The organism is Paenibacillus sp. D9 (genome assembly GCF_001188365.1).
Taxonomy (GTDB): Bacteria; Bacillota; Bacilli; order Paenibacillales; family Paenibacillaceae; genus Paenibacillus_O; species Paenibacillus_O humicus.
This window is the reverse complement of the sequence record NZ_JZEJ01000001.1, coordinates 4,011,574-4,031,882: the sequence shown is the minus strand read 5'-3', so window position 1 is coordinate 4,031,882 and position 20,309 is coordinate 4,011,574. Positions and strand designations below refer to the sequence as shown.

The window sequence follows — 20,309 nt, the reverse complement described above, 5'->3', positions numbered from 1 at the left end:
TGCGCCGCCGGCCGGTGCCGGCGCCGCCGCGCTGCGCTCGGCGGTCTTGCCGCCGGCTCCAGCGCGTGCGGCTGCGCCGTTGTCGCTGCCGCCTCTTGGCGCAGCGCCTTCCTTGCCGCGGCGGCCTCTACCGCCGCGGTTGCGGTTGCCCCGCGCTCCACCCTGCTGGGCTCCTGCGCGATTGCCGCTCTCGACCATGGCGAAATCAATCGTATGGTCATCCATATTTACACGCTCCACGCGCACTTTCACCTCGTCCCCGATGCGATACATGTTGGAGGTGCGCTCACCGATGAGGACCATTCTCTGATCGTCAAAGTGGTAATAGTCGTCGCTCAGATCGCTGAGTCGAATCAGACCTTCTACCGTGTTCGGCAGCTCCACGAAAATTCCGAAGCCGGTCACGCTGCTGATGATGCCCGTGAACTCTTCTCCTACTTTATCAAGCATAAATTCACATTTCTTGAGCTGGTCGGTATCCCGCTCCGCGTCTACGGCTGCCCGCTCGCGCTCGGACGATTGCTGGGCAATCTCCGGCATCCGGGCCGTCAGCGTCTCCAGACGCGACTCGGACAGCGTTCCGCCGCTCTCCAGCACCTCTCGGATCACCCGGTGGATGACCAGATCGGGATAACGCCGGATCGGCGACGTGAAGTGGCTGTAGAACTCCGCGGCCAGGCCGTAATGGCCAAGGCTCTGGGCGTCGTAGCGCGCCTGCTTCATGGAACGGAGCATCATCGTCGAGAGGATGGTCTGTTCCTTCGTTCCTTTGATCTCTTCCAGCAGCGATTGAAGCGCCTTGGGATGGACCGCGTTGCCTTTGCCCTTGATGGCGTAGCCGAAGTTGGAAGCGATCGTGATGAAGGTCATCAGCTTCTCATTGTCCGGATTCTCATGGACCCGGTACAGGAACGGCACCTTGAGCCAGTAGAAATGCTCTGCTACCGTCTCGTTGGCCGCCAGCATGAATTCCTCGATGATCATCTCGGCAACGGAACGCTCGCGCTTCACGATGTCGATCGGCTTGCCCTCGTCGTCCACGATAATCTTGGACTCCTGGAAGTCGAAGTCGACCGCGCCGCGCTTCATGCGCTGGCGGCGAAGCTTCATCGCCAGCTCCTCCATGAGGTGGAACATCGGCACGAGATCCGCGTAACGCTCCATCAGGCGGGCCTTTTCCTCGCGGCGTTCGGCGCGTTCCTGGCGTTCGGCAGCTTCCCGAGCGGACCGTTCCTCCTCGCTCTCTTGCGGAGCGGCGGCTTCTCCCGCTGCAAAAGCATCCAGCTGGTCGAAGTCCTCCGGACTGCTCCGGACAACCTCTCCCTTGCGGTTGCGATTGCGGTTCCGGGTAGGCTCCGGCGCTTGCGACAACCAAGGATTTTGCGGGCCGGGACCGGACTTGTCCAGCGCGGCGGAATCGCCTGCAGCAGCCTGGCCTCCGTCCGGCACATGGCCGTCCTCGTCGGAGGCGAACTCCGAATCCTCCGGCAGAGGACCGGCATCGCTGGTCTCGATGATGAGGCCCATGCCGCCCGGAGGCAGCTTCTCGGCCTGCAGCAGCTCGGCCGCATCCTCTTCGTCCTCCAGGTAATCGGCCGAATGCTCGTCCGTTTCCTCTTCCTCCGGAATGCCGGCGTCCCCGCCTTCGACGATGAGGCCCATTCCGCCCTCAGGCAGCCGCTCGGCATGGCCGCGCAGGCTCTCGTCCACTTCCGCTTCCTCATCGAAACCGGCATGGCGGATGTCCTCGCCTGCATCTGCCTGGGCGCGGCGACGTGATTCCTCCATCAGCGCATTCGTGCTGACGACATCCTCCTCCGCCTCGTCCGGCGCAAGAATCTTGCGCACGTTCGTGTAGGACATGCGCTCCTTGGTCCGGATGACGCTCGTGAAGATGTCATGGCGGACCCGCTTCAGCGTGCTGGCGTCGAACTCCATCTCGCAGGACATCGTCAGACGGTCCACCTGCGGATGCAGGGAACAGATGCCGTTGGACAGGCGGTGCGGCAGCATCGGAATGACCCTGTCGGTCAGGTAGACGCTTGTCCCGCGGCGGTAAGCTTCCTGATCCAGGGCAGACTTGTCCCGGACATAGTAGCTGACATCGGCAATATGAACGCCGAGCAAATAATTGCCGTTGGGCAGCCGCTCGACTTGAACGGCATCGTCGAGATCCTTGGCATCCTCGCCGTCGATCGTGACGATCGTCTTGCCGCGCAAATCGCGACGGCCCTGGCTGACGATCTCTTCCTCGGTAATCGCATCCGGAGCCGCCTCGGCTTCCTCCATGACGTCATCGGGGAAGCTCTCCGGCAGCTGGTGCTTGCGGATGATGGAGAGGATGTCGACGCCGGGATCGTTTTTGTGCCCGAGCACCTCGATGATCTCGCCTTGAGCCGCGGCGCGGCCTTCCGGATAGTTCGTGATGCGGGCGACAACCTTCATCCCGGTCACAGCCCCGCCGAAAGATCCCTGAGGCACGAAAATGTCGCGGTTAATGCGCTTGTCGTCCGGCGTGACGAAACCGAACGTCTCATGGCTCTCGAACGTTCCGACGAGCTGGGACACGGCGCGTTCCACGATCTGGACGACTTCGCCTTCCATGCGGCCTCCGCCAGGAGTGCGCTCCGTCACTTTGACGAGCAGAATATCGCCATTCATGGCGGTGCCGAGATCATTCGCGCCGATATACACGTCCGCATGGGTCTTGTCCTCCGGAATGAGGAAGCCAAAGCCCTTGGCATGCGCCTGCAGACGTCCTTTCAACAAATTCAGATGCTGAGGCAATCCATAAGCCCCGCTGTCGGTGCGAAGCAAGGCGCCTTCTTCTTCCAGCTCATTTAGAAGCTTGAGAAACGCTTTGAAATCGGAGGCATTGTCTATGCCCAGCTGCCTTTCGAGCTCTTGATACGTCATCGGCTTGTACGCCGGCTGGTTCATCAAGTCCAGCAAGTCTTGTTTCGTTGTCATCGTTCTCCTTCTCACCTCATGCCGTCGGGCGCCCGTAGGTGCTGGCAGATCCAACCACTTTCTCTATACCATGTAGTATACACGAAATACGGCTTCATCAACCCACCTGCGCGACAATAAAAAGAAAAAGCGGGGATCTCCCCCGCTTTATCGATGCATTCGGCTTGCTATTTCAGGTAAGCGACCAGAAGCGCCAGGATGAAAAATCCGGCTGCCAGTCCAATCGTCAGGCGCTGCAGGAACAGATCCAGTCCGCGAGCTTTCTGCTTGCCGAACAGGTGCTCCGCTCCGCCGGAGATGGCTCCGGAGAGGCCTGCGCTCTTGCCCTTTTGCAGCAATACGACCGCAATCAAACCAAGGGAAAAAATCACGAGCAGAATTTTCAGAAATGTATCCATGCGTTTGTTACCTCCCAGCTTTCGTACAGCCTCCCGGCTGCCTGCCGCTAATGAATAGCTGAAGTTTTGCACATGCAGATCGCCTTCCACGCCGCGGAAAACGGTTTGCATGGGCAAAACCGTTCATGAACAGCACTCTGATTGTACCATAGGCATCGGCCCGAGAACAAGAGAAAGCCGCGCGACGCCTCCTGTCGGAAGGTCGGGCGGCTCATCGGCGCTTCTCTTAGTAGCCTTTGCTGCGCAGATAGTCGAGGCTGAGCTTCGCACTCTCGAGCGAGGAGCCGGCGAACTCCTCCTGCTCCACGATGAAATACTCGATGCCTGCCTGCTCGGCAATGGCGAAGACGCTTTCGAAATCAACGACACCGCTGCCCACTTCCGTATCGCGGCGGCCGTCCCCGAAGTCCTTCAGATGGACGACCGGAGTGCGTCCGGCATATCTCTTCACGTATTCCGCAGGCGATTGGCCGCCCATATGCACCCAGCCGAGGTCGAATTCCATGATCATCAGATCGGCAGGAATCTTCTCCAGCAGAATGTCGATGAGCGGCTTGCCGTCCACCAGCTTGAATTCGAAATCATGGTTGTGGTAGCCGTACATCAGGCCTGCTTCCTTGACCTGGCGAGCCGCGCGCTCGAGAGTCGCCGCGAGGCTGTCTACATCGGCCCTTGTAGGGCTTTCAGGCAGCGGAGCCCACGGAGTAATAATATACTTCAGTCCGATTTCCTTGGCGAATTCAATCTGCTTGGCCAGATCGGATTCGATCTTGTCCGGTTCGTTGAAGCTCAGGCCGACGTGTGCGGATACCGCCTTGATGCCGGCTTCCTCCATCGCCTTTTTCAAGTCTGCCGCGCTCGTGTTGAAATATCCGGCGAATTCCACGTACTCATAGCCCATTTCAGCTACCTTGCTGATCGTTCCAAGGAAGTCCTTTTCCGTCTGGTCGCGGAGCGTGTACAGCTGCAATCCGACTTGAGGTTTTGCCATCGTTCCAAACACCGCCTGTTCAATTGGGATAGCCCCAGTATAGCGCTTTCAATCGTACATAAGCTATGCCCGTTTTTGTGCCGTTTGTTTGTGATTTTGGCACAGGCCCTTTGGTTGCGTATCAATGCCAAGCCCTTATCCTCCCCAGTCGCCCGAATCCACCATTCAGCCAATCCGGGAAAGAACATTTTCGTATCGGACATACGATCCGCTATTTGTCCGAAGAGATATCCAAAAAGGATCCATTTATGCAGGGGTCGGTCCCCCCCTGTCTATCGGACATAGGATCCGCTATTTGTCCTTTATTAGCTGTTTTCATTCTCGTATCGGACATACGATCCGCTAATTGTGAACATTTATCCGTTTCCCGATTGAAACCAACTAAATAACGGATCCTATGTCCGATAACTATTCAAATTTGGAATTTCATCGAAAATAACGGATCCTATGTCCGATAGCCATCGCCCCTTTTATACCCGCATTCCTTCATCCTGTACTCGACTGGTCCACTTGCGATTCGCCTTCAGCTCGGCCGCTCGATCGATTCATCTAGATCTTCGCCCGAGATCTTCCCCTCTCCAGCTCCCCTCGGCCGATCCAGCTTGCTCCAATGGCTCAAACAACAGGGCTAAAAGAGGGTATTAACGGAACCCCTGCATCCATAACATCCATCAGTATTCAGTAGATCAACCGGCTACCAATCCGCTACTTTGGCTTTTTACGCTACCTGGACCCATCCTCAGCACCCACAGTATTTACTAGCGCCCACCAGTATCCCATTATCCACCGGCAAAGAATCCACAACACGCCAGGCCCGATAAAAACAAAAAATCCCCCGCGCTTACACGCAGGGGATTCCGATGAACCTGCCGGCCGGCATCAATCCAGCCCGGAAGTTCTTATTTTTTGAGGTTTTTGAGGTTGTAGAATGCGCTGCGGCCGGCGTATTGAGCCGTGGAGCCGAGCTGGTCCTCGATGCGAAGAAGCTGGTTGTACTTCGCTACGCGGTCCGTACGGGAAGGAGCGCCCGTCTTGATCTGGCCCGCGTTTGTAGCAACCGCGATGTCGGCGATCGTGCTGTCTTCGCTCTCGCCGGAACGGTGGGAGATGACAGCCGTGTAGCCGGCGCGTTTGGCCATTTCGATCGCGTCGAAAGTCTCGGTCAGGGAACCGATTTGGTTGACTTTAACGAGGATCGAGTTGCCCACGCCTTTGTCGATGCCGTCGGAGAGGCGCTCGGTGTTGGTGACGAACAGGTCGTCGCCTACGAGCTGGACTTTGCCGCCGAGCTTGTCGGTCAGCAGCTTCCAGCCTTCCCAGTCGTCTTCGGAGCAGCCGTCTTCGATCGTGAGGATCGGGTACTTGTCCGCCCAGCTTGCGAGCAGGTCCACGAACTCAGCCGAAGTGTAGGATTTGCCTTCGCCTTCGAGGTGGTACTTGCCGTCTTTGTAGAACTCGGTGGAAGCAACGTCCATGCCGAGGAAAACGTCGACGCCCGGCTTGTAGCCCGCACGCTCGATAGCGGAGATGATCGTCGTGATCGCCTCTTCGTTGGAGCCGAGGTTAGGGGCGAAGCCGCCTTCGTCGCCTACAGCCGTGTTCAGGCCTTTGTCCTTGAGGACGGACTTCAGGTTGTGGAAGATTTCAGCGCCGATGCGCAGAGCTTCCTTGAAGCTCTCGGCGCCGACAGGCAGAACCATGAACTCCTGCACGTCGACGTTGTTGTCGGCATGCTCGCCGCCGTTGATGATGTTCATCATCGGAACCGGCAGCACTTTGGCGTTGAATCCGCCCAGGTACGTGTAGAGCGGAACGTCCAGAGCGTCGGCGGCAGCGCGTGCTACAGCCATGGACACGGCCAGGATCGCGTTCGCGCCCAGCTTGCCTTTGTTGTGGGTGCCGTCGAGCTCGATCATCTTGCGGTCGATCAGCACTTGATCGAGAGCGTCGAGACCGATGATTTCCGGAGCGATCAGCGTGTTTACATTTTCAACGGCTTTCAGAACGCCTTTGCCGAGGTAGCGGCCTTTGTCGCCGTCGCGAAGCTCTACAGCCTCGTAAGCGCCGGTGGATGCGCCGGATGGTACGATGGCGCGGCCCTTGCCGCCGGATTCCAGGGATACTTCCACTTCAACCGTAGGGTTGCCGCGGGAGTCGAGCACTTCGCGTGCGTATACGTCAACGATGATAGACATAATGTTTGAACACTCCTTATCGTATGTGGGGTTGCAGACAGATCCGCCTGCTTGGCTGGCACTGAGAACAGTATACCAGCCACAGCGCTTCGGGACGAGTTTCCGCCTTTGATTTTTGGCAAAAGGAGGCCGGAGAGGCCCCGCTCCTGAGCTCCATTCGGCAACAGACATCTTGGCGGCTTGGCGCATGGGAAGTCTCTATGCCCAGTTGATCAGGCTGTCGCCGATTTTTTCCTTTTGGCCGCCCGGAGGCTTGCCGCAGCCGACGGCGGCCTACGCCTTGTTGATCAGGCTTTGGCCGGTCATCGCCCTGAGGCTTGCCGCAGTTGACGGCCTACGCCTTGTTGATCAGGCTTTGGCCGGTCATTTCAACCGGCTGCGGCAGCTCGAGCAGGTCGAGCAGCGTCGGCGCGATATCGGCCAGAATGCCGTTCTCGCGAAGCGTGACGCCCTGCTTGGTGACGATCAGCGGCACCGGGTTGGTCGTATGCGCCGTGAACGGGCGTCCGTCCGGTCCGATGACCATGTCCGCGTTGCCGTGGTCGGCGGTGATGAGCACGACGCCGCCTTTGGCGAGCACGGCGTCGACGACGCGGCCCATGCATTCATCCGTCGCTTCGACCGCCTTGATCGTCGGCTCCAGCATGCCGGAGTGGCCGACCATGTCAGGGTTCGCGAAGTTCAGGATGATCGCGTCATGCTTGTCGGAGTTGATCTCGCGCACGGCGGCGTCCGCCACCTCGTAAGCGCTCATCTCCGGCTGCAGATCGTAGGTCGCGACCTTAGGGGAGTTGATCAGGACGCGGGTTTCGCCCGGCAGCTCCTGGTCGCGTCCGCCGCTGAAGAAGAACGTCACATGCGGATATTTCTCCGTCTCGGCGATCCGCAGCTGTGTTTTGCCCTGCTGCACGAGCACCTCGCCGAACGTGTTGTCGAGGTTTTTCGGCTTGTAGGCGACGAAGCCGCCGACCGACTCGCTGAACAGCGTCAGGCAGACGAAATACAGATCCTTCGGAGCCTTGTCGCCGCGGTCGAAGCCGCGGAAGTCCTCGTTCGTGAACACCTGGGACAGCTGAATGGCCCGGTCCGGGCGGAAGTTGAAGAACACGACCGCGTCCTCGGATTCCACCAGCGAGACCGGCGAGCCGTCACCTTCCGTGATGACCGTCGGCATGACGAATTCGTCCATGACCGATTTCTCGTACGATTCCCGCACGGCGCGGATCGGATCGGTGTATTTCGGACCGTCTCCGTACACCATGGCGCGGTAGGACTTCTCCACGCGCTCCCAGCGCTTGTCGCGGTCCATCGCATAGTAGCGGCCTTGCACAGTCGCGATGCGGCCGATGCCAAGCTCCTCGATCTTTGCCTGCAGCTCGGTCAGATAGCCGACTGCGCTGTCCGGAGCGACGTCGCGTCCGTCGAGGAAGGCATGGATGTAGACCTGATCCAGCCCTTCCTTCTTGGCCAGCTCGAGCAGCGCGAACAGATGCTGGATATGGCTGTGCACGCCGCCGTCGCTTAGCAGGCCGTACAGATGCAGCTTCTTGCCGTTCAGCTTGGCATGGCGCACGGCGCCGAGCAGCGTATCGTTGTCGAAGAACTCGCCGTCGCGGATCGACTTCGTGATCCGGGTGAGGTCCTGATAGACGATGCGTCCCGCGCCGATGTTCAGATGGCCGACCTCGGAGTTGCCCATCTGGCCTTCGGGAAGGCCGACGGCTTCGCCGCAGGCGGTTAGCGTCGTATGGGGGAACTGGGCCATGAAGCGGTCGTAGTTCGGCTTATTGGCCTGAGCGACCGCGTTGCCCACGACATCATTGCGGAGGCCGAAGCCGTCCATGATGATCAGTGCGACCGGTTTGGGAGCCATGTTACTTCGCCCCCTCGACCAGAGCGATGTAGGAAGTCGGTTCCAGACTTGCGCCGCCCACGAGGGCGCCGTCGATGTTCGCCTGGCCCATGTATTCCTTCACGTTGGCCGGCTTCACGCTGCCGCCGTACTGGATGCGTACCGCGTCCGCCGTCGCTTGGTCGTACAGTCCGGCAACGACTTCACGGATGTAGGCGATGACATCCTCGGCGTCTTCAGCCGTGGAGGATTTGCCGGTGCCGATCGCCCAGATCGGCTCGTAGGCGATGACGACTTCGGCAGCCTGCTCGGCGGACAGGCCTTGGAACGCGCCTTGCGTCTGCACTTTGCAGACGTTTTTCGTGTCGCCGGCTTCGCGCTCTTCGAGCTTTTCGCCGACGCAGACGATCGGGGTCAGGCCGTGCTTGAACGCGGCCGCGACTTTCTTGTTCACGATCTCGTCCGTCTCGCCGAAGTACGCGCGGCGCTCGGAGTGGCCGACAATGACGTATTTCACGCCGAGATCGGCCAGCATGAGACCGGAGATTTCGCCGGTGAACGCGCCGTTGTCTTCAAAATGAAGGTTTTGCGCGCCGATGGCGATTTTCGTTCCTTTGGCCGCCTCGACGAGGGCCGGCAGCGTCGTGTACGGAGCGCAGATGACGCTCTCGACGCCGTCAACCTCGGCTCCGCCCTTCACTTCGCTGAAGAAGGATACGGCCTCGGATACCGTTTTGAACATTTTCCAGTTGCCTGCGATGATTGGAGTTCTTGCCATGGATATCATTCCTCTCCTGAAAACTGGGCTGCGCATCCGGAAACGAGGCTGCACATGCAGAAGACCGTTCCGATCGCTGCTCAAGCCGGAATTCTTTTTCATCCACCCGTCTAAAGGGGAGAATTCCGTCTTCAAATGCGACCGCTTATCCCGCTTCCATAATCGTCGAATGACGTCGACGTGAAGTTGCGGGACAAGCTTCTCCATGGCCATTCTGCCTGCTTCGCCTGCCGGATTTCGCCAGCCTTTTTCCCCTCGCTCCGCTCGGGAGAAAGAGATGTTACTTATCGTTAAGGGCGACTACGCCCGGAAGAACCTTGCCTTCCATGAACTCCAGGGAAGCGCCGCCGCCCGTGGAGATATGGTCCATCTTGTCGGCCAGATGGAATTTCTCGGCTGCCGCAGCGGAATCGCCGCCGCCGATGACCGTGTAGCCTTCCGTCTCGGCGCAAGCTTGCGCAACGGCGCGGGTGCCGTGCGAGAACGGCTCGATCTCGAATACGCCCATCGGGCCGTTCCAGACGACCAGCTTGGATTCCTTGATGACTTTGGCATACAGCTCGCGGGTTTTCGGCCCGATGTCGATGCCTTCCCAGTCGGCAGGAATGCCGTCCACGTCGACGATCTTCGTGTTGGCGTCCTTGCTGAAGTCGTCGGATACGACGATATCGACCGGAATCAGGAAGTTTTTGCCGAGCTTCTTGGCTTTCTCGATGAATTCGAGAGCAAGGTCAAGCTTGGAGTTGTCCACGAGGGATTGTCCGATTTCATGGCCTTGAGCCTTGAAGAACGTGTAGGACAGGCCGCCGCCGATGAGGATGTTGTCGGCGATCTCGATCATCTTGTTGATGACGTCGATTTTGTCCTTGACCTTGGAACCGCCGACGATAGCCGTGAACGGACGCTCCGGATTGTTCAGCGCCTTGCCCAGCACGTCCAGCTCCTTCTCCATCAGAAGGCCGGATACGGCCGGAAGCAGGTGGGCGATGCCTTCCGTGGAAGCATGGGCGCGGTGAGCGGCGCCGAAGGCGTCATTCACGAACAGGTCGGCCAGCGAAGCAAGCTGCTTCGCGAATTCCGGATCGTTCTTCTCCTCGCCGGGGTTGAAGCGGGTGTTTTCGAGCAGCAGCACGTCGCCGTCCTGCAGCGCGGCGGCTTTGGCCTGCGCATCGGGACCGGCGGTATCGTCGGCTTTGGCGACCGGCTTGCCGATCAGCTCGGCCAGGCGCGCAGCGACCGGAGTCAGGCGCAGCTCTTCCTTCACTTCGCCGCCAGGACGGCCGAAGTGCGCGGCCAGAATGACGCGCGCGCCCTTCTCGATCAGGTACTGGATCGTAGGCAGCGTTTCCCGGATCCGGGTGTCATCGGTAATCGATCCATTTTCCATCGGCACGTTGAAATCGACGCGTACGAATACGCGCTTGCCCGCTACTTCCACATCACGAACGCTCTTCTTGTTCACAGCTGCTCGCCCTCCCGGTAGTGATTTCTATGGATAAAACATTGCTAAAGAGGAGAACGATCAATCGTCTCTCCTCTTTAGCTGTGGAATCGTCTATGCGATTAGAAGCTTCTTACAGGCCTTTGGAAGCGATGTAAGCAGCCAGGTCGACGACACGGTTGGAGTAGCCCCACTCGTTGTCGTACCAGGAGATGACTTTGACCATGTTGCCTTCGACAACCATCGTCGACAGGGCGTCGATCGTGGAGGAAGCGGCATTGCCGTTATAGTCGCTCGATACGAGCGGCTCTTCGGAGTAGAACAGGATGCCTTTCATGGAGCCTTCGGAAGCTTCCTTAAGGGCAGCGTTCACTTCTTCAACCGTTACATTCGATTTCACTTCGGCTACGAGATCCGTTACGGAAACGTTTTTCGTAGGAACGCGCATAGCCATGCCGTTCAGCTTGCCTTTGAGCTCAGGCAGAACGAGGGAGACGGCTTTGGCAGCGCCCGTGGAGGAAGGAATGATGTTTTCTGCGGCAGCGCGCGCGCGGCGCAGGTCCTTGTGAGGAACGTCCAGTACGGATTGGTCGTTCGTGTAGGAGTGGATCGTCGTCATCATGCCTTTTACGATGCCGAACTTGTCGTTCAGAACTTTGGCGAAAGGAGCCAGGCAGTTCGTCGTACAAGAAGCGTTGGAGATGACCGTGTGAGCCGAAGCGTCGTATTGATCTTCGTTTACGCCCATGACGATCGTGATGTCTTCGTTCGTAGCCGGAGCGGAGATGATGACTTTTTTCGCTCCGCCTTTCAGGTGAAGCTCGGCTTTTTCTTTAGCCGTGAAGATGCCCGTCGATTCAACGACGATTTCTGCGCCTACGGAGCCCCAAGGCAGGTTTTCCGGGTTGCGCTCGGCAAAGACTTTGATCTCGCGGCCGTTGACGACAAGCGCGCCTTCTTTAGCTTCTACCGTAGCGTCCAGGACGCCGTGGGTGGTGTCATATTTCAGCAGGTGGGCCAGCGTTTTCGTGTCCGTCAGGTCGTTCACAGCGACGATTTGAACCTCGCTGTTGTTCAGTGCTGCGCGGAAGACGTTGCGTCCGATACGGCCAAATCCGTTAATACCAACTTTAACCATGGTTGATATTCCTCCTGTTAAATGAAGTTTGATGATGCATCTATCTCAAAGCAATTCGCATGCCCTGCCCCTGGCAGGCGCAGAGCCCGCGGATTGCCATGAAAACAAGTCTGTTCCCGCGGCGCCTGGAAGGACAAGAACCATTATCGCCTTGCGGCATGGCTCTTATTCCGTCAGCGCCGCGATTTCGAGGGCGGCGGCCTCGTCGGTGACGAGGATGTCCTCGTGGCCGAATCTCAGCACCGCGGAGATGGCCTCCGCCTTGGAGCGGCCGCCGGCCACCCCGATGACGACCTCGGTCGTCATGATGTCCTCCAGGCGGATGCCGGCGGTCTGCATCTTGTGCACGACGTTGCCGCTGCGGTCGAAGTAGTAGCCCCAGGCTTCGGCAAGCGCGCCGTCCGCCTTGAGGGAGTCGACCAGTCCGCTGTCGATCCGTCTGCGCCGGGCCATCACCATGGCGTCTCCGATGCCGTGGATGACGATGCGTGCGCTGCGGATGACCTCGACGATCTCCTTCACTCCGGGCTCCTGCATGAGGCTCGTGTAGGCCTCTTCGCTGAGATGGTCCGGGACGTGAAGCATCCGGTACTGCGCTCCCGTCCGCTTGGCCATCGTCGAGACGATTGTGCTCGCCTGGTATTCCAGGCTCTCTCCGAGCCCGCCTCGCGCCGGCACGAACAGGTTGCTCCGGCGCGGCGAGCTCGAGGCGAGCTGCGAGGCGACGCCCGCAAGCGTCGTTCCTCCGGTAACCGCCACGACATCCCGCTCGCCCAGCACCTGCAGGAGCGCCGCGGCTCCGGCGCGGCCAAGCTCCCGCTTGGCGCTGTCCGACTTCTCGGAATCGCCGGGCACGATGATGACCTTCTGCAAGCCGAACCGCTGCTTGAGCTTCTCCTCCAGGTCGCTGAGCCCGAGCAGCCCTCCGAGCTCGGGCTCCATCTCCTCCAGCAGCCGGCGGCCGGCCGGGCTGATGGACATGCCGGAGGATTTGATCTCCAGCAAGCCCTGCTCCTTGAGGAAGTCGGTCTCGGCTCTCAGAACTCTCTCCGTCATCGACAGGGAGGCGGCGAGCGTCCGGCGGCCGATCATGTCCGAGAGCATGACCTGATGCAGAATCGCATAACGGCGGCGGAGCGTATCGACGAGATCCGGAACGAGCTGACGCTGCAAATCAATAATGCTGCGCATGAGCGCCCCCACTCCACTCGTGCATGGCTGTCATGGGACATTTTTCGTCCCGGCCATTCATTTTACGTCCCACACCATTATTTTACCTCTTTTAGATAACCCCCGCAAGTGAGGAATACCCGATGAAAACGGTTGCCGACACCCAATTTTCGGATTTCTTTTTACGGAAACCTTTAGTGTTGCTTTTTCCTGCCAGCTGTTATACAATCTTAGACGTTACGTTTTTACAAGCGCCCGTGGTCCAATGGATATGACGTAGGCCTCCGGAGCCTGAGATCTAGGTTCGATTCCTAGCGGGCGCGCCAATTTACACCAATGGCTTCATTACATAGAAGGACCGGCATTCGTGCCGGTCCTTTTTTTGCATCCGGAGGAGATCGGACTTAGGATCGGGAAGCCGCCTCGCCGCTCCGGCTGCCGGAAGCGGAAGCTCAGGTTTAGAGAATAAGGAAGCCGGTTAAAATGGGCTATTGAAGGCTGTCCCGACCTCTTTGACCAAATTTGACTTTAAAATCGCAATCCATTAAAATGAGAAAGCAGCACCCCGCATATCCACTATTTATGAAGGTTATAAGGAGGGACTCGCACTTGGACATGAATTTTGTGCCTATGGTCATCGAGCAAAGCAACCGCGGTGAGCGCGCCTATGATATTTATTCCCGGCTGCTCAAGGACCGCATCATCTTCCTCGGCACCGGCGTCAACGATGTGGTGGCCAACTCCATCATCGCCCAAATGCTGTTCCTTGCAGCGGACGATCCGGAGAAGGACATCTCGCTTTATATCAACAGCCCCGGCGGCTCCATTACGGCCGGCATGGCGATCTACGACACGATGCAGTTCATCAAGCCGGATGTCTCCACGATCTGCGTCGGCATGGCGGCTTCCATGGGAGCGTTCCTGCTGACAGCAGGCGCCAAGGGCAAGCGTTACGCGCTGCCGAACAGCGAGGTCATGATTCATCAGCCGCTCGGCGGAGCCGAAGGCCAGGCGAGCGACATCGAGATCCGTGCCCGCCGCATCCTCAAGATGCGCGACAAGCTGAACGCCATCCTGTCCGAGCGTACCGGCCAGCCGCTGGAGCGCATCGAGAAGGATACCGACCGCGACAACTTCATGAGCGCGGAAGAAGCGACGGCTTACGGCCTCGTCGACAAAGTCATCGAGAAGCTGTAAGGTCGGCTGAATGGACGAAAAGAAAAGCAGCCCCCGGATTTGCCGGGGGCTGCTTTCTTTTTCTATTTGAGGGAGAACAATACGGTGATGTCGGAGGTGACGTCGACCTCGCCTGCATCCACGACCGTATTGGCCGAGGAGTCCGACGCTGCCGCCATCTTCATCTGCGCTCTCTCGATGACCGGCTGCACGACCTGGGCGCCGTTCTCCGAGATCGAGACGACCTCGCCGAGCGTGCGGCCCGAAGCCTGGGCCAGCGTCATCGCTTTGACCTTGGCGGCCTCGACCGCCTTCTGCAGCGCCTGCTGCGTGTAGGCGTCTCCTTTTTCCGTGCCGAAGGAAATGTTGTTGATCCGATTGGCGCCGGCTGCTGCCAGACCGTCGACGAGATCGCCGGTCTTATCTATGTTGCGGTAGGAAATCTGGATGTCCTGCACCGCTGTGTATCCGGTCAGCACTTGGCCTTCTTTATCCGTATAGCGGTATTGCGGCTGCACGGAGTAGTTCGTCGTCTTCAAATCCTTTTCCGCGACTCCGAAGGTTCCTGTCAGCGCCTTGCGCACGGCATCGTACTTCTTGGCCGCTCCGGCCTGCGCTTCCTTGGCCGTCTTGGCCGTTACCGATACGCCAGCCGATACATAGGCGATATCCGGCGCGACCGAAACCTTGCCAGTACCCGTTACGGCGACTGTATTCATCACGGCATTCTCCGTTCCCGCGGCAAAAGCCGGCTTGTTGAGCGGCTGACCGCCAAAAGCATTCCACGCCATCAACGATCCTGCTGTGATTCCCGCCGCTAGAAGCAGCACCTTGCTCTTATGCATCAGCCCGCCAGCCGCATTTCGTTTGTCCATTCCCAGCGCCTCCTTAGGTGTTGTCCTCTTGAAACGGCATGCACATGCAAAAGGTTGCATTTACCATCAAGGATTGACGATATTGTTGACTTTGAGACCTGGATAGGGGATTGGAGGACATGCGGGCAAATCTAATGGCCCCTGTCAGTCTTCGATGCTTGGTCGGAAATACGATTCCAAACCAATGACTTCCAGCATGCTTCAATTTATAGCAGCGGTCATACCTATGGCTCCAACTGTTTCGATCCATATCGGACATATGATACCAACCTAATGACTTTCCAGCTTGTTTCAATCCTTATCGAACATACGTTACCAACCCAATGGCTTTCCAGCATGCTTCAATTTATAGCGGACATACGATCCCAACCCTATGGCGCCAACATGTTTCGATCCTTATCGGACATAAGATCCGTTATTTAGATGATTTAAGCCCATTTCGATGATTATCGGACATACGATCCGTTATTCGGGCTCAACCGCGATCATTTTACTCTTTTTCAGGCAAATAACGGATCCTATGTCCTTTAAATTTATTTTAATGACAAAATCGAGTCCAATAGCGGATCCTATGTCCGATAATCCGTGCAATTGTCTCTAAAGCCATTACCACCGGGTCAAATCGAAGCATCAGGAGCATGAAGGGCCTGTTATCCCACTTCACCATGCCATAGGAGATAAAAGCTCAATTTGTGCCGGGAGATGCATTTGCTGGAGGCATTTGCAGTCGCCAATTGCAGTCGGCATTTGCAGTCGGCACTTGTAGTCGGCATTTTGCACTCGCCACTTGCACTCGCCACTTGCAGTCGCCACTTGCAGTCGGCATTTGCAGTCGGCACTTGCTGGAGGCATTTGCAGGAGACACTTGCTGGGGCATTTGCTCGAGGCACTTGCTGGGGGCACTTGCTCGAGGCAATTTCTTGGCTGGAGGCCTTGGCAGTCGACCTTTGCAGGCCTTTGCGCCATAGGCATCCGCGCCGCTGGTTTCAAGCAAATCAAAAAAAGCCCCCTGCGGGAGCTTTCGTGAAGCGCGTCCGAGGCTGCGCATGCAGCGCCCGGAGGCTGATTTATTGGTTCTCGAGCTCTTCCTTGCTCACCAGGGAGACTAAAGCGTTTACAGCCTGCTCTGCATCCGAACCCTCGGCACTGACGTAAACTTCCGTGCCGGAGCTGATCGCAAGGCTCATGATGCCCATGATGGACTTGGCGTTTACTTTCTTCTCGTCCTTTTCCACGAAAATCTCGGAAGAGAACTTGTTCGCTTCCTGCACGAAGAGTGCAGCCGGTCTTGCGTGAAGACCCGTCTTGAGTCTAACGACAACGGGTTGTCTGGTCATGAAATCTATACCCCCTAGTTCATTTTCACTGCTGCAACGGCGCTTCACGCGCTCGGTAACATCATCCGTTTCAGGTATGAGGAAATCTGGCCACGATTGCTACCATTATACCATCGGCCCGTGTAAGTTAAAAGTTCAGCTTCCACGCAATTTTTCGGCCAGCTCGTCGATTTTGCGAAGCCTGTGGTTCACGCCGGACTTGCTGACCGAGCCCTTCAGCATCTCGCCGACTTCCTTGAGGTTCATGTCGGGATGCAGAAGACGGATTTCCGCCACCTCTCGAAGCTTCTCGGGCAGGTTCTCCAGTCCCATCTCCTTCTGCAGCAGACGGATATTGTCGATCTGGCGCACGGCAGCTCCGATCGTCTTGTTGAGGTTGGCCGTCTCGCAGTTGACGATGCGGTTGACGGAGTTCCTCATGTCGCGCATGATGCGGACATCCTCGAATTTGAACAAAGCCTGATGAGCGCCGATGATGTTCAGCAGCTCGATGATCTTCTCGCCTTCCTTGATGTAGAAGATGAATCCTTTCTTGCGCTCGATGCACCGGGCGTTCAGCCCGAATTTGTTGGCCAGCGCCACCAGTGCCCCGCAATGCTCCTCGTACATGCAGGAAATCTCCAAATGATAGGAGGAGCCTTCGGGGTTGTTGACGGAGCCGCCGGCCAGGAAAGCGCCGCGCAGGTAAGCGCGCTTGCAGCAAGGACGTTTGATCATATCCTTATCTATGCCCTGATTGAACATGAATCCTTCGGAAACGATGTTCAGATCCTTGAGAATTTCCTGGACCTTGGCCGGAATCCGGACAATGTAGACATTGTTCTTCTTCAGCCTCATCTTCTTTCGGACAAGCAGCTCGGTATGGACGTCGAATATCTTCTTGATCAGGCTGTAGATCCGGCGCGCGATGGCCGCATTCTCCGTCGAGATGTCGAGGATGACCTTGCGGCTGGCCAAGTGCACCGATCCGTTCATCCGGATCAGAGCGGACAGCTCCGCCCGTTCGCAGCAGGCGTCCTGGTTGTCTACGAGCGTCAGTTCTTTTTTGGTCTGGGCCGCAAAGCTCATCTCTTCACCCCTTTCTTTGCATCCAGCTCTCTACAAGCTGATAGATATGATGGCTCAACCGCACGGCATCATGCCGCAAATAAGTGCGGAACAGCACCAGGCGGTCCGCGATGACCTTGTATCCCCGGCGCGTGACTTCGTCCAGATCGAGCTGGACAGCCTTCGCTCCCATTTCCGCATAGCGGTCCTGGATCTGAGGAGGAATCTCGCCGTCGTTGACGATGACGTAATCGAACAGCTGGTGGCCGATATGGCGGTGCACCGCTTCCAGATGATCGCTCACCGCATAATCGTCCGTCTCGCCCGGCTGGGTCATGACATTGCAGATGAAAATCTTGATCGCATTCGACTGAACGATGCATTCCGCCAGCTTCGGCACGAGCAGATTGGGAATAATGCTCGTGTACAAGCTGCCGGGTCCGATCAGAATCGCATCCGCCTCCTGGATCGCCTGGCACGCTTCCTCGAGCGGCTCCACGTCGGGAGGCTCGATGAACACCCGCTTGATCGGCTGCCCGGCCAGCGGGATATTGGACTCGCCCTCGACGATCGTTCCGTCCTCCAGCTCGGCCTTGAGCACGATCGCCTGATCCGACGCCGGCAGCACCGTGCCGCGAACGGCGAGCACCCGGCTCAGCTCCCTGACCCCGGTCACGAAGTCGCCGGATATATCCGTCATCGCCGCCAGCATGAGATTGCCCAGGCTGTGGCCGGCAAGTCCGGTGCCGCTCGGGAACCGGTATTGAAGCATCTCCGATAAAAGCGGCTCGACATCCGCCAACGCCATGAGCACGTTGCGGATGTCGCCCGGTGGAGGAATTTGAAGCTCGCTGCGAAGGACGCCGGAGCTGCCGCCGTCATCGGCTACGGTAACGATCGCCGTGATGTCGAGCGGCTTCTCCTTGAGGCCGCGGAGCATGACGGACAAGCCGGTGCCGCCGCCGATGACGACGATTTTCGGTAGTGGAGCCTTGGATTTGCTGCTTGCCATATAAGTCCCGCCTTAAGGACGGTCACGTCCGGCATCGCGATGGCTCACCCGGACCGATTCCGTCTCGCTGCTGCCGAGCATGCGCCCGAGATATTCCGAAATGGCGACGGAACGGTGCTTGCCGCCCGTACAGCCGATTCCGATGACAACCTGACTCTTGCCCTCCTTGCGGTACAGGGGGATGAGAAATTGCAGCATGTCGAGAAGCTTGGTAAGAAACATCTGGGTATCCGGCCACTTCATAACATAATCATATACATCCTGCTCCTGTCCGGTGCGCGGACGCAGATGCTCGACGTAATGCGGATTCGGCAGGAAGCGGACGTCATAGATCAGATCGGCGTCGATCGGAATGCCGTACTTGAAGCCGAATGAGGTGACATTCACCGAAAACGGCGCCTGCTTGGCATTCGTGAAGCGCGAAATGATGGACTCCTTGAGCTCGGCCGGCTTCAGCTTGCTCGTGTCGATCGTCTGCGTCGCCGAATTCTTGAGCTCCTCCAGCAGCTGCCTCTCCAGATGGATGCCTTCGAGCGGCAAGCCGTTGGGAGCGAGCGGATGCCGGCGCCGGCTCTCCTTGTAACGGCGTACGAGAACGTCGTCGGTCGCGTCCAGGAACAGAATCTCGTGCTGGAAGGTAAAGTGGTTCTTGATATAATCGAGCGACTCCGACAAAGCCGTGAAAAATTCGCGGCCGCGCAAATCGATGACGAGCGCCACTTTGGCGATTTTGCCGTTGGAGCCGTCGATCAGCTCGGCAAACTTCGGAATGAGCACCGGAGGCAGATTGTCGACGCAAAAGAACCCGAGATCCTCGAGGCTCTGGACTGCAATCGTCTTGCCTGCGCCGGACATGCCCGTAATGATGACCAGCTTGGGCGTATTCGTTTCCATATGCTGTTCCTCCCTAGGGGGGTGCCGGAATAAATCCGCCGATCCAAATCCGGCCCCCGGTTGGCTTCGCCTGCTAGGAGCGGAGAATGAGTCCGGCCGCGCCGACGACGCCTGCATCGTTGCCCAGTGTAGCGGCGACGATCTCCACGCCTTCCTTGGCTTGGTCCTGCGTATATTTGGCGAACACTTCGCGGATCTGATCGAACAGGAAATCGCCGGCCTTGGCGACGCCTCCGCCGATGATGAAGCGCTGCGGATTCAGGGTGACAGCGGTGGCCGCCATCGACCGGCCCAGGTAATAGGCGGCGCGGTTCACGATGCGGGCCGCCACCTCGTCGCCCGCTTTGGCGGCGTCGATGACTTCCTTGGCCATGATGTTGGGCTCGAGAGACAGCGACGTGCGGTCGCCGCGCTCCACGGCATCCTTGGCCATGCGGATGATGCCGGTGGCGGAGGATACCGTCTCCAGGCAGCCGGTTTTGCCGCAAGTGCACTGGATCGCTTCCAGATCGGGCACGATCGACATGTGGCCGAGCTCTCCGGCCATGCCGCCGAAGCCTTCATAGATGCGGCCGTTGATGATGACTCCGCCCCCTACGCCGGTGCCGAGCGTGTAGCAGACGCAGTTCGGAATACCGCGGCCCGCTCCGGCCCAAGCTTCGCCGAGAGCGGCGACATTGGCGTCGTTGTTGACCTTGACGGTCTTGTTCAGCTTCTCTTCAAGCAGCTGCTTGAGAGGCACGTTGCGTATATTCAAATTGTTGGAGAACTTCACGATGCCATTCGGGATGTCCAGGAAACCTGCGATCCCGACGCCGACTCCGCCTACTTGTTCCCAGGCAAAGCCCGCCTCGCCGACGACATGGCGCACGTACGCCACAATGTTGTCCACGATGCGCTCTGCGCCCTGGGAAGCTTCCGTCGGGCCCTCATACGTCCGGAGCAAATCGCCCACCGCGCTGCAAACTCCAACTTTGATGGCGGTGCCGCCGATATCCGCTCCAACGTAGATTGTTTCTGACATGTGTTAGCCAC

Annotated in this window: 16 protein-coding genes and 1 tRNA gene; 2 read left to right on the top strand and 15 right to left on the bottom strand. The window is 58.3% G+C overall.

Annotation, left to right across the window (positions count from 1 at the left end; genetic code table 11):
• The 9 genes from VE23_RS27450 to VE23_RS18095 form a co-directional block, all read right to left on the bottom strand.
• A partial coding sequence (locus tag VE23_RS27450; RefSeq protein WP_232316989.1) for a VacB/RNase II family 3'-5' exoribonuclease occupies positions 1 to 2,970 on the bottom strand: 2,970 nt, incomplete at its 3' end.
• A 167-nt stretch (positions 2,971 to 3,137) separates the two neighbouring features.
• A complete protein-coding gene (gene secG / locus VE23_RS18130; RefSeq protein ID WP_048744964.1) occupies positions 3,138 to 3,368 on the bottom strand; it encodes a preprotein translocase subunit SecG in 231 nt (76 codons plus the stop codon).
• Between the two features lie 226 nt (positions 3,369 to 3,594).
• Positions 3,595 to 4,359, bottom strand: coding sequence for a sugar phosphate isomerase/epimerase family protein (locus VE23_RS18125; protein ID WP_049868721.1), 765 nt, complete (start codon positions 4,357 to 4,359; stop codon positions 3,595 to 3,597).
• Positions 4,360 to 5,258: 899 nt separating this feature from the next.
• The gene (gene eno, locus VE23_RS18120; RefSeq protein ID WP_049868720.1) at positions 5,259 to 6,554 is read right to left on the bottom strand and encodes a phosphopyruvate hydratase; all 1,296 of its coding nucleotides are present in this window, start codon (positions 6,552 to 6,554) and stop codon (positions 5,259 to 5,261) included.
• Positions 6,555 to 6,888: 334 nt separating this feature from the next.
• Positions 6,889 to 8,427, bottom strand: a complete 1,539-nt coding sequence (gene gpmI, locus VE23_RS18115) for a 2,3-bisphosphoglycerate-independent phosphoglycerate mutase (RefSeq protein ID WP_049868719.1) — start codon at positions 8,425 to 8,427, stop codon at positions 6,889 to 6,891.
• Between the two features lies 1 nt (position 8,428).
• Positions 8,429 to 9,184: a triose-phosphate isomerase gene (gene tpiA / locus VE23_RS18110; RefSeq protein WP_049868718.1), complete on the bottom strand. Its 756-nt coding sequence runs from the start codon at positions 9,182 to 9,184 to the stop codon at positions 8,429 to 8,431.
• A 280-nt stretch (positions 9,185 to 9,464) separates the two neighbouring features.
• A complete protein-coding gene (locus VE23_RS18105) occupies positions 9,465 to 10,646 on the bottom strand; it encodes a phosphoglycerate kinase (RefSeq protein WP_021880449.1) in 1,182 nt (393 codons plus the stop codon).
• Positions 10,647 to 10,758: 112 nt separating this feature from the next.
• The gene (gene gap, locus VE23_RS18100; RefSeq protein WP_048745358.1) at positions 10,759 to 11,763 is read right to left on the bottom strand and encodes a type I glyceraldehyde-3-phosphate dehydrogenase; all 1,005 of its coding nucleotides are present in this window, start codon (positions 11,761 to 11,763) and stop codon (positions 10,759 to 10,761) included.
• Positions 11,764 to 11,928: 165 nt separating this feature from the next.
• Positions 11,929 to 12,954, bottom strand: coding sequence for a sugar-binding transcriptional regulator (locus VE23_RS18095; protein ID WP_048745356.1), 1,026 nt, complete (start codon positions 12,952 to 12,954; stop codon positions 11,929 to 11,931).
• Positions 12,955 to 13,184: 230 nt separating this feature from the next.
• Between VE23_RS18095 and VE23_RS18090 the strand changes: the two genes are divergently transcribed.
• Together VE23_RS18090 and clpP are read left to right on the top strand one after the other, a co-directional pair.
• Positions 13,185 to 13,259: transfer RNA gene (locus VE23_RS18090), tRNA-Arg, on the top strand.
• Between the two features lie 289 nt (positions 13,260 to 13,548).
• A complete protein-coding gene (gene clpP, locus VE23_RS18085) occupies positions 13,549 to 14,130 on the top strand; it encodes an ATP-dependent Clp endopeptidase proteolytic subunit ClpP (RefSeq protein ID WP_174806401.1) in 582 nt (193 codons plus the stop codon).
• A 62-nt stretch (positions 14,131 to 14,192) separates the two neighbouring features.
• Here clpP and VE23_RS18080 read toward each other — a convergent pair whose 3' ends face one another.
• The 6 genes from VE23_RS18080 to VE23_RS18055 form a co-directional block, all read right to left on the bottom strand.
• Positions 14,193 to 14,984 (bottom strand): SIMPL domain-containing protein, encoded by a 792-nt coding sequence (locus VE23_RS18080; protein WP_049868717.1) that lies wholly within the window; start codon positions 14,982 to 14,984, stop codon positions 14,193 to 14,195.
• A gap of 1,067 nt (positions 14,985 to 16,051) precedes the next feature.
• Positions 16,052 to 16,321, bottom strand: coding sequence for an HPr family phosphocarrier protein (locus tag VE23_RS18075; RefSeq protein WP_048745351.1), 270 nt, complete (start codon positions 16,319 to 16,321; stop codon positions 16,052 to 16,054).
• Positions 16,322 to 16,456: 135 nt separating this feature from the next.
• The gene (gene whiA, locus VE23_RS18070; RefSeq protein ID WP_021880500.1) at positions 16,457 to 17,389 is read right to left on the bottom strand and encodes a DNA-binding protein WhiA; all 933 of its coding nucleotides are present in this window, start codon (positions 17,387 to 17,389) and stop codon (positions 16,457 to 16,459) included.
• 4 nt (positions 17,390 to 17,393) lie between these two features.
• Positions 17,394 to 18,380, bottom strand: a complete 987-nt coding sequence (locus VE23_RS18065; RefSeq protein WP_021880501.1) for a gluconeogenesis factor YvcK family protein — start codon at positions 18,378 to 18,380, stop codon at positions 17,394 to 17,396.
• A 12-nt stretch (positions 18,381 to 18,392) separates the two neighbouring features.
• On the bottom strand, positions 18,393 to 19,274 hold the full coding sequence (gene rapZ / locus VE23_RS18060; protein ID WP_048745350.1) for an RNase adapter RapZ: 882 nt from the start codon (positions 19,272 to 19,274) through the stop codon (positions 18,393 to 18,395).
• Positions 19,275 to 19,347: 73 nt separating this feature from the next.
• A complete protein-coding gene (locus VE23_RS18055) occupies positions 19,348 to 20,298 on the bottom strand; it encodes an ROK family glucokinase (protein ID WP_048745349.1) in 951 nt (316 codons plus the stop codon).
• Positions 20,299 to 20,309 lie beyond the last annotated feature (11 nt).

Coding starts and splice junctions, on each gene's coding strand:
- VE23_RS18125 (WP_049868721.1), bottom strand. CDS start 4,359: ATGGCAAAACCTCAAGTCGGATTGCAGCTGTACACGCTCCGCGACCAG.
- VE23_RS18080 (WP_049868717.1), bottom strand. CDS start 14,984: ATGGACAAACGAAATGCGGCTGGCGGGCTGATGCATAAGAGCAAGGTG.
- clpP (WP_174806401.1), top strand. CDS start 13,549: ATGAATTTTGTGCCTATGGTCATCGAGCAAAGCAACCGCGGTGAGCGC.
- gpmI (WP_049868719.1), bottom strand. CDS start 8,427: ATGGCTCCCAAACCGGTCGCACTGATCATCATGGACGGCTTCGGCCTC.
- VE23_RS18075 (WP_048745351.1), bottom strand. CDS start 16,321: ATGACCAGACAACCCGTTGTCGTTAGACTCAAGACGGGTCTTCACGCA.
- whiA (WP_021880500.1), bottom strand. CDS start 17,389: ATGAGCTTTGCGGCCCAGACCAAAAAAGAACTGACGCTCGTAGACAAC.
- VE23_RS18065 (WP_021880501.1), bottom strand. CDS start 18,380: ATGGCAAGCAGCAAATCCAAGGCTCCACTACCGAAAATCGTCGTCATC.
- eno (WP_049868720.1), bottom strand. CDS start 6,554: ATGTCTATCATCGTTGACGTATACGCACGCGAAGTGCTCGACTCCCGC.
- rapZ (WP_048745350.1), bottom strand. CDS start 19,274: ATGGAAACGAATACGCCCAAGCTGGTCATCATTACGGGCATGTCCGGC.
- gap (WP_048745358.1), bottom strand. CDS start 11,763: ATGGTTAAAGTTGGTATTAACGGATTTGGCCGTATCGGACGCAACGTC.
- tpiA (WP_049868718.1), bottom strand. CDS start 9,184: ATGGCAAGAACTCCAATCATCGCAGGCAACTGGAAAATGTTCAAAACG.
- secG (WP_048744964.1), bottom strand. CDS start 3,368: ATGGATACATTTCTGAAAATTCTGCTCGTGATTTTTTCCCTTGGTTTG.
- VE23_RS18095 (WP_048745356.1), bottom strand. CDS start 12,954: ATGCGCAGCATTATTGATTTGCAGCGTCAGCTCGTTCCGGATCTCGTC.
- VE23_RS18055 (WP_048745349.1), bottom strand. CDS start 20,298: ATGTCAGAAACAATCTACGTTGGAGCGGATATCGGCGGCACCGCCATC.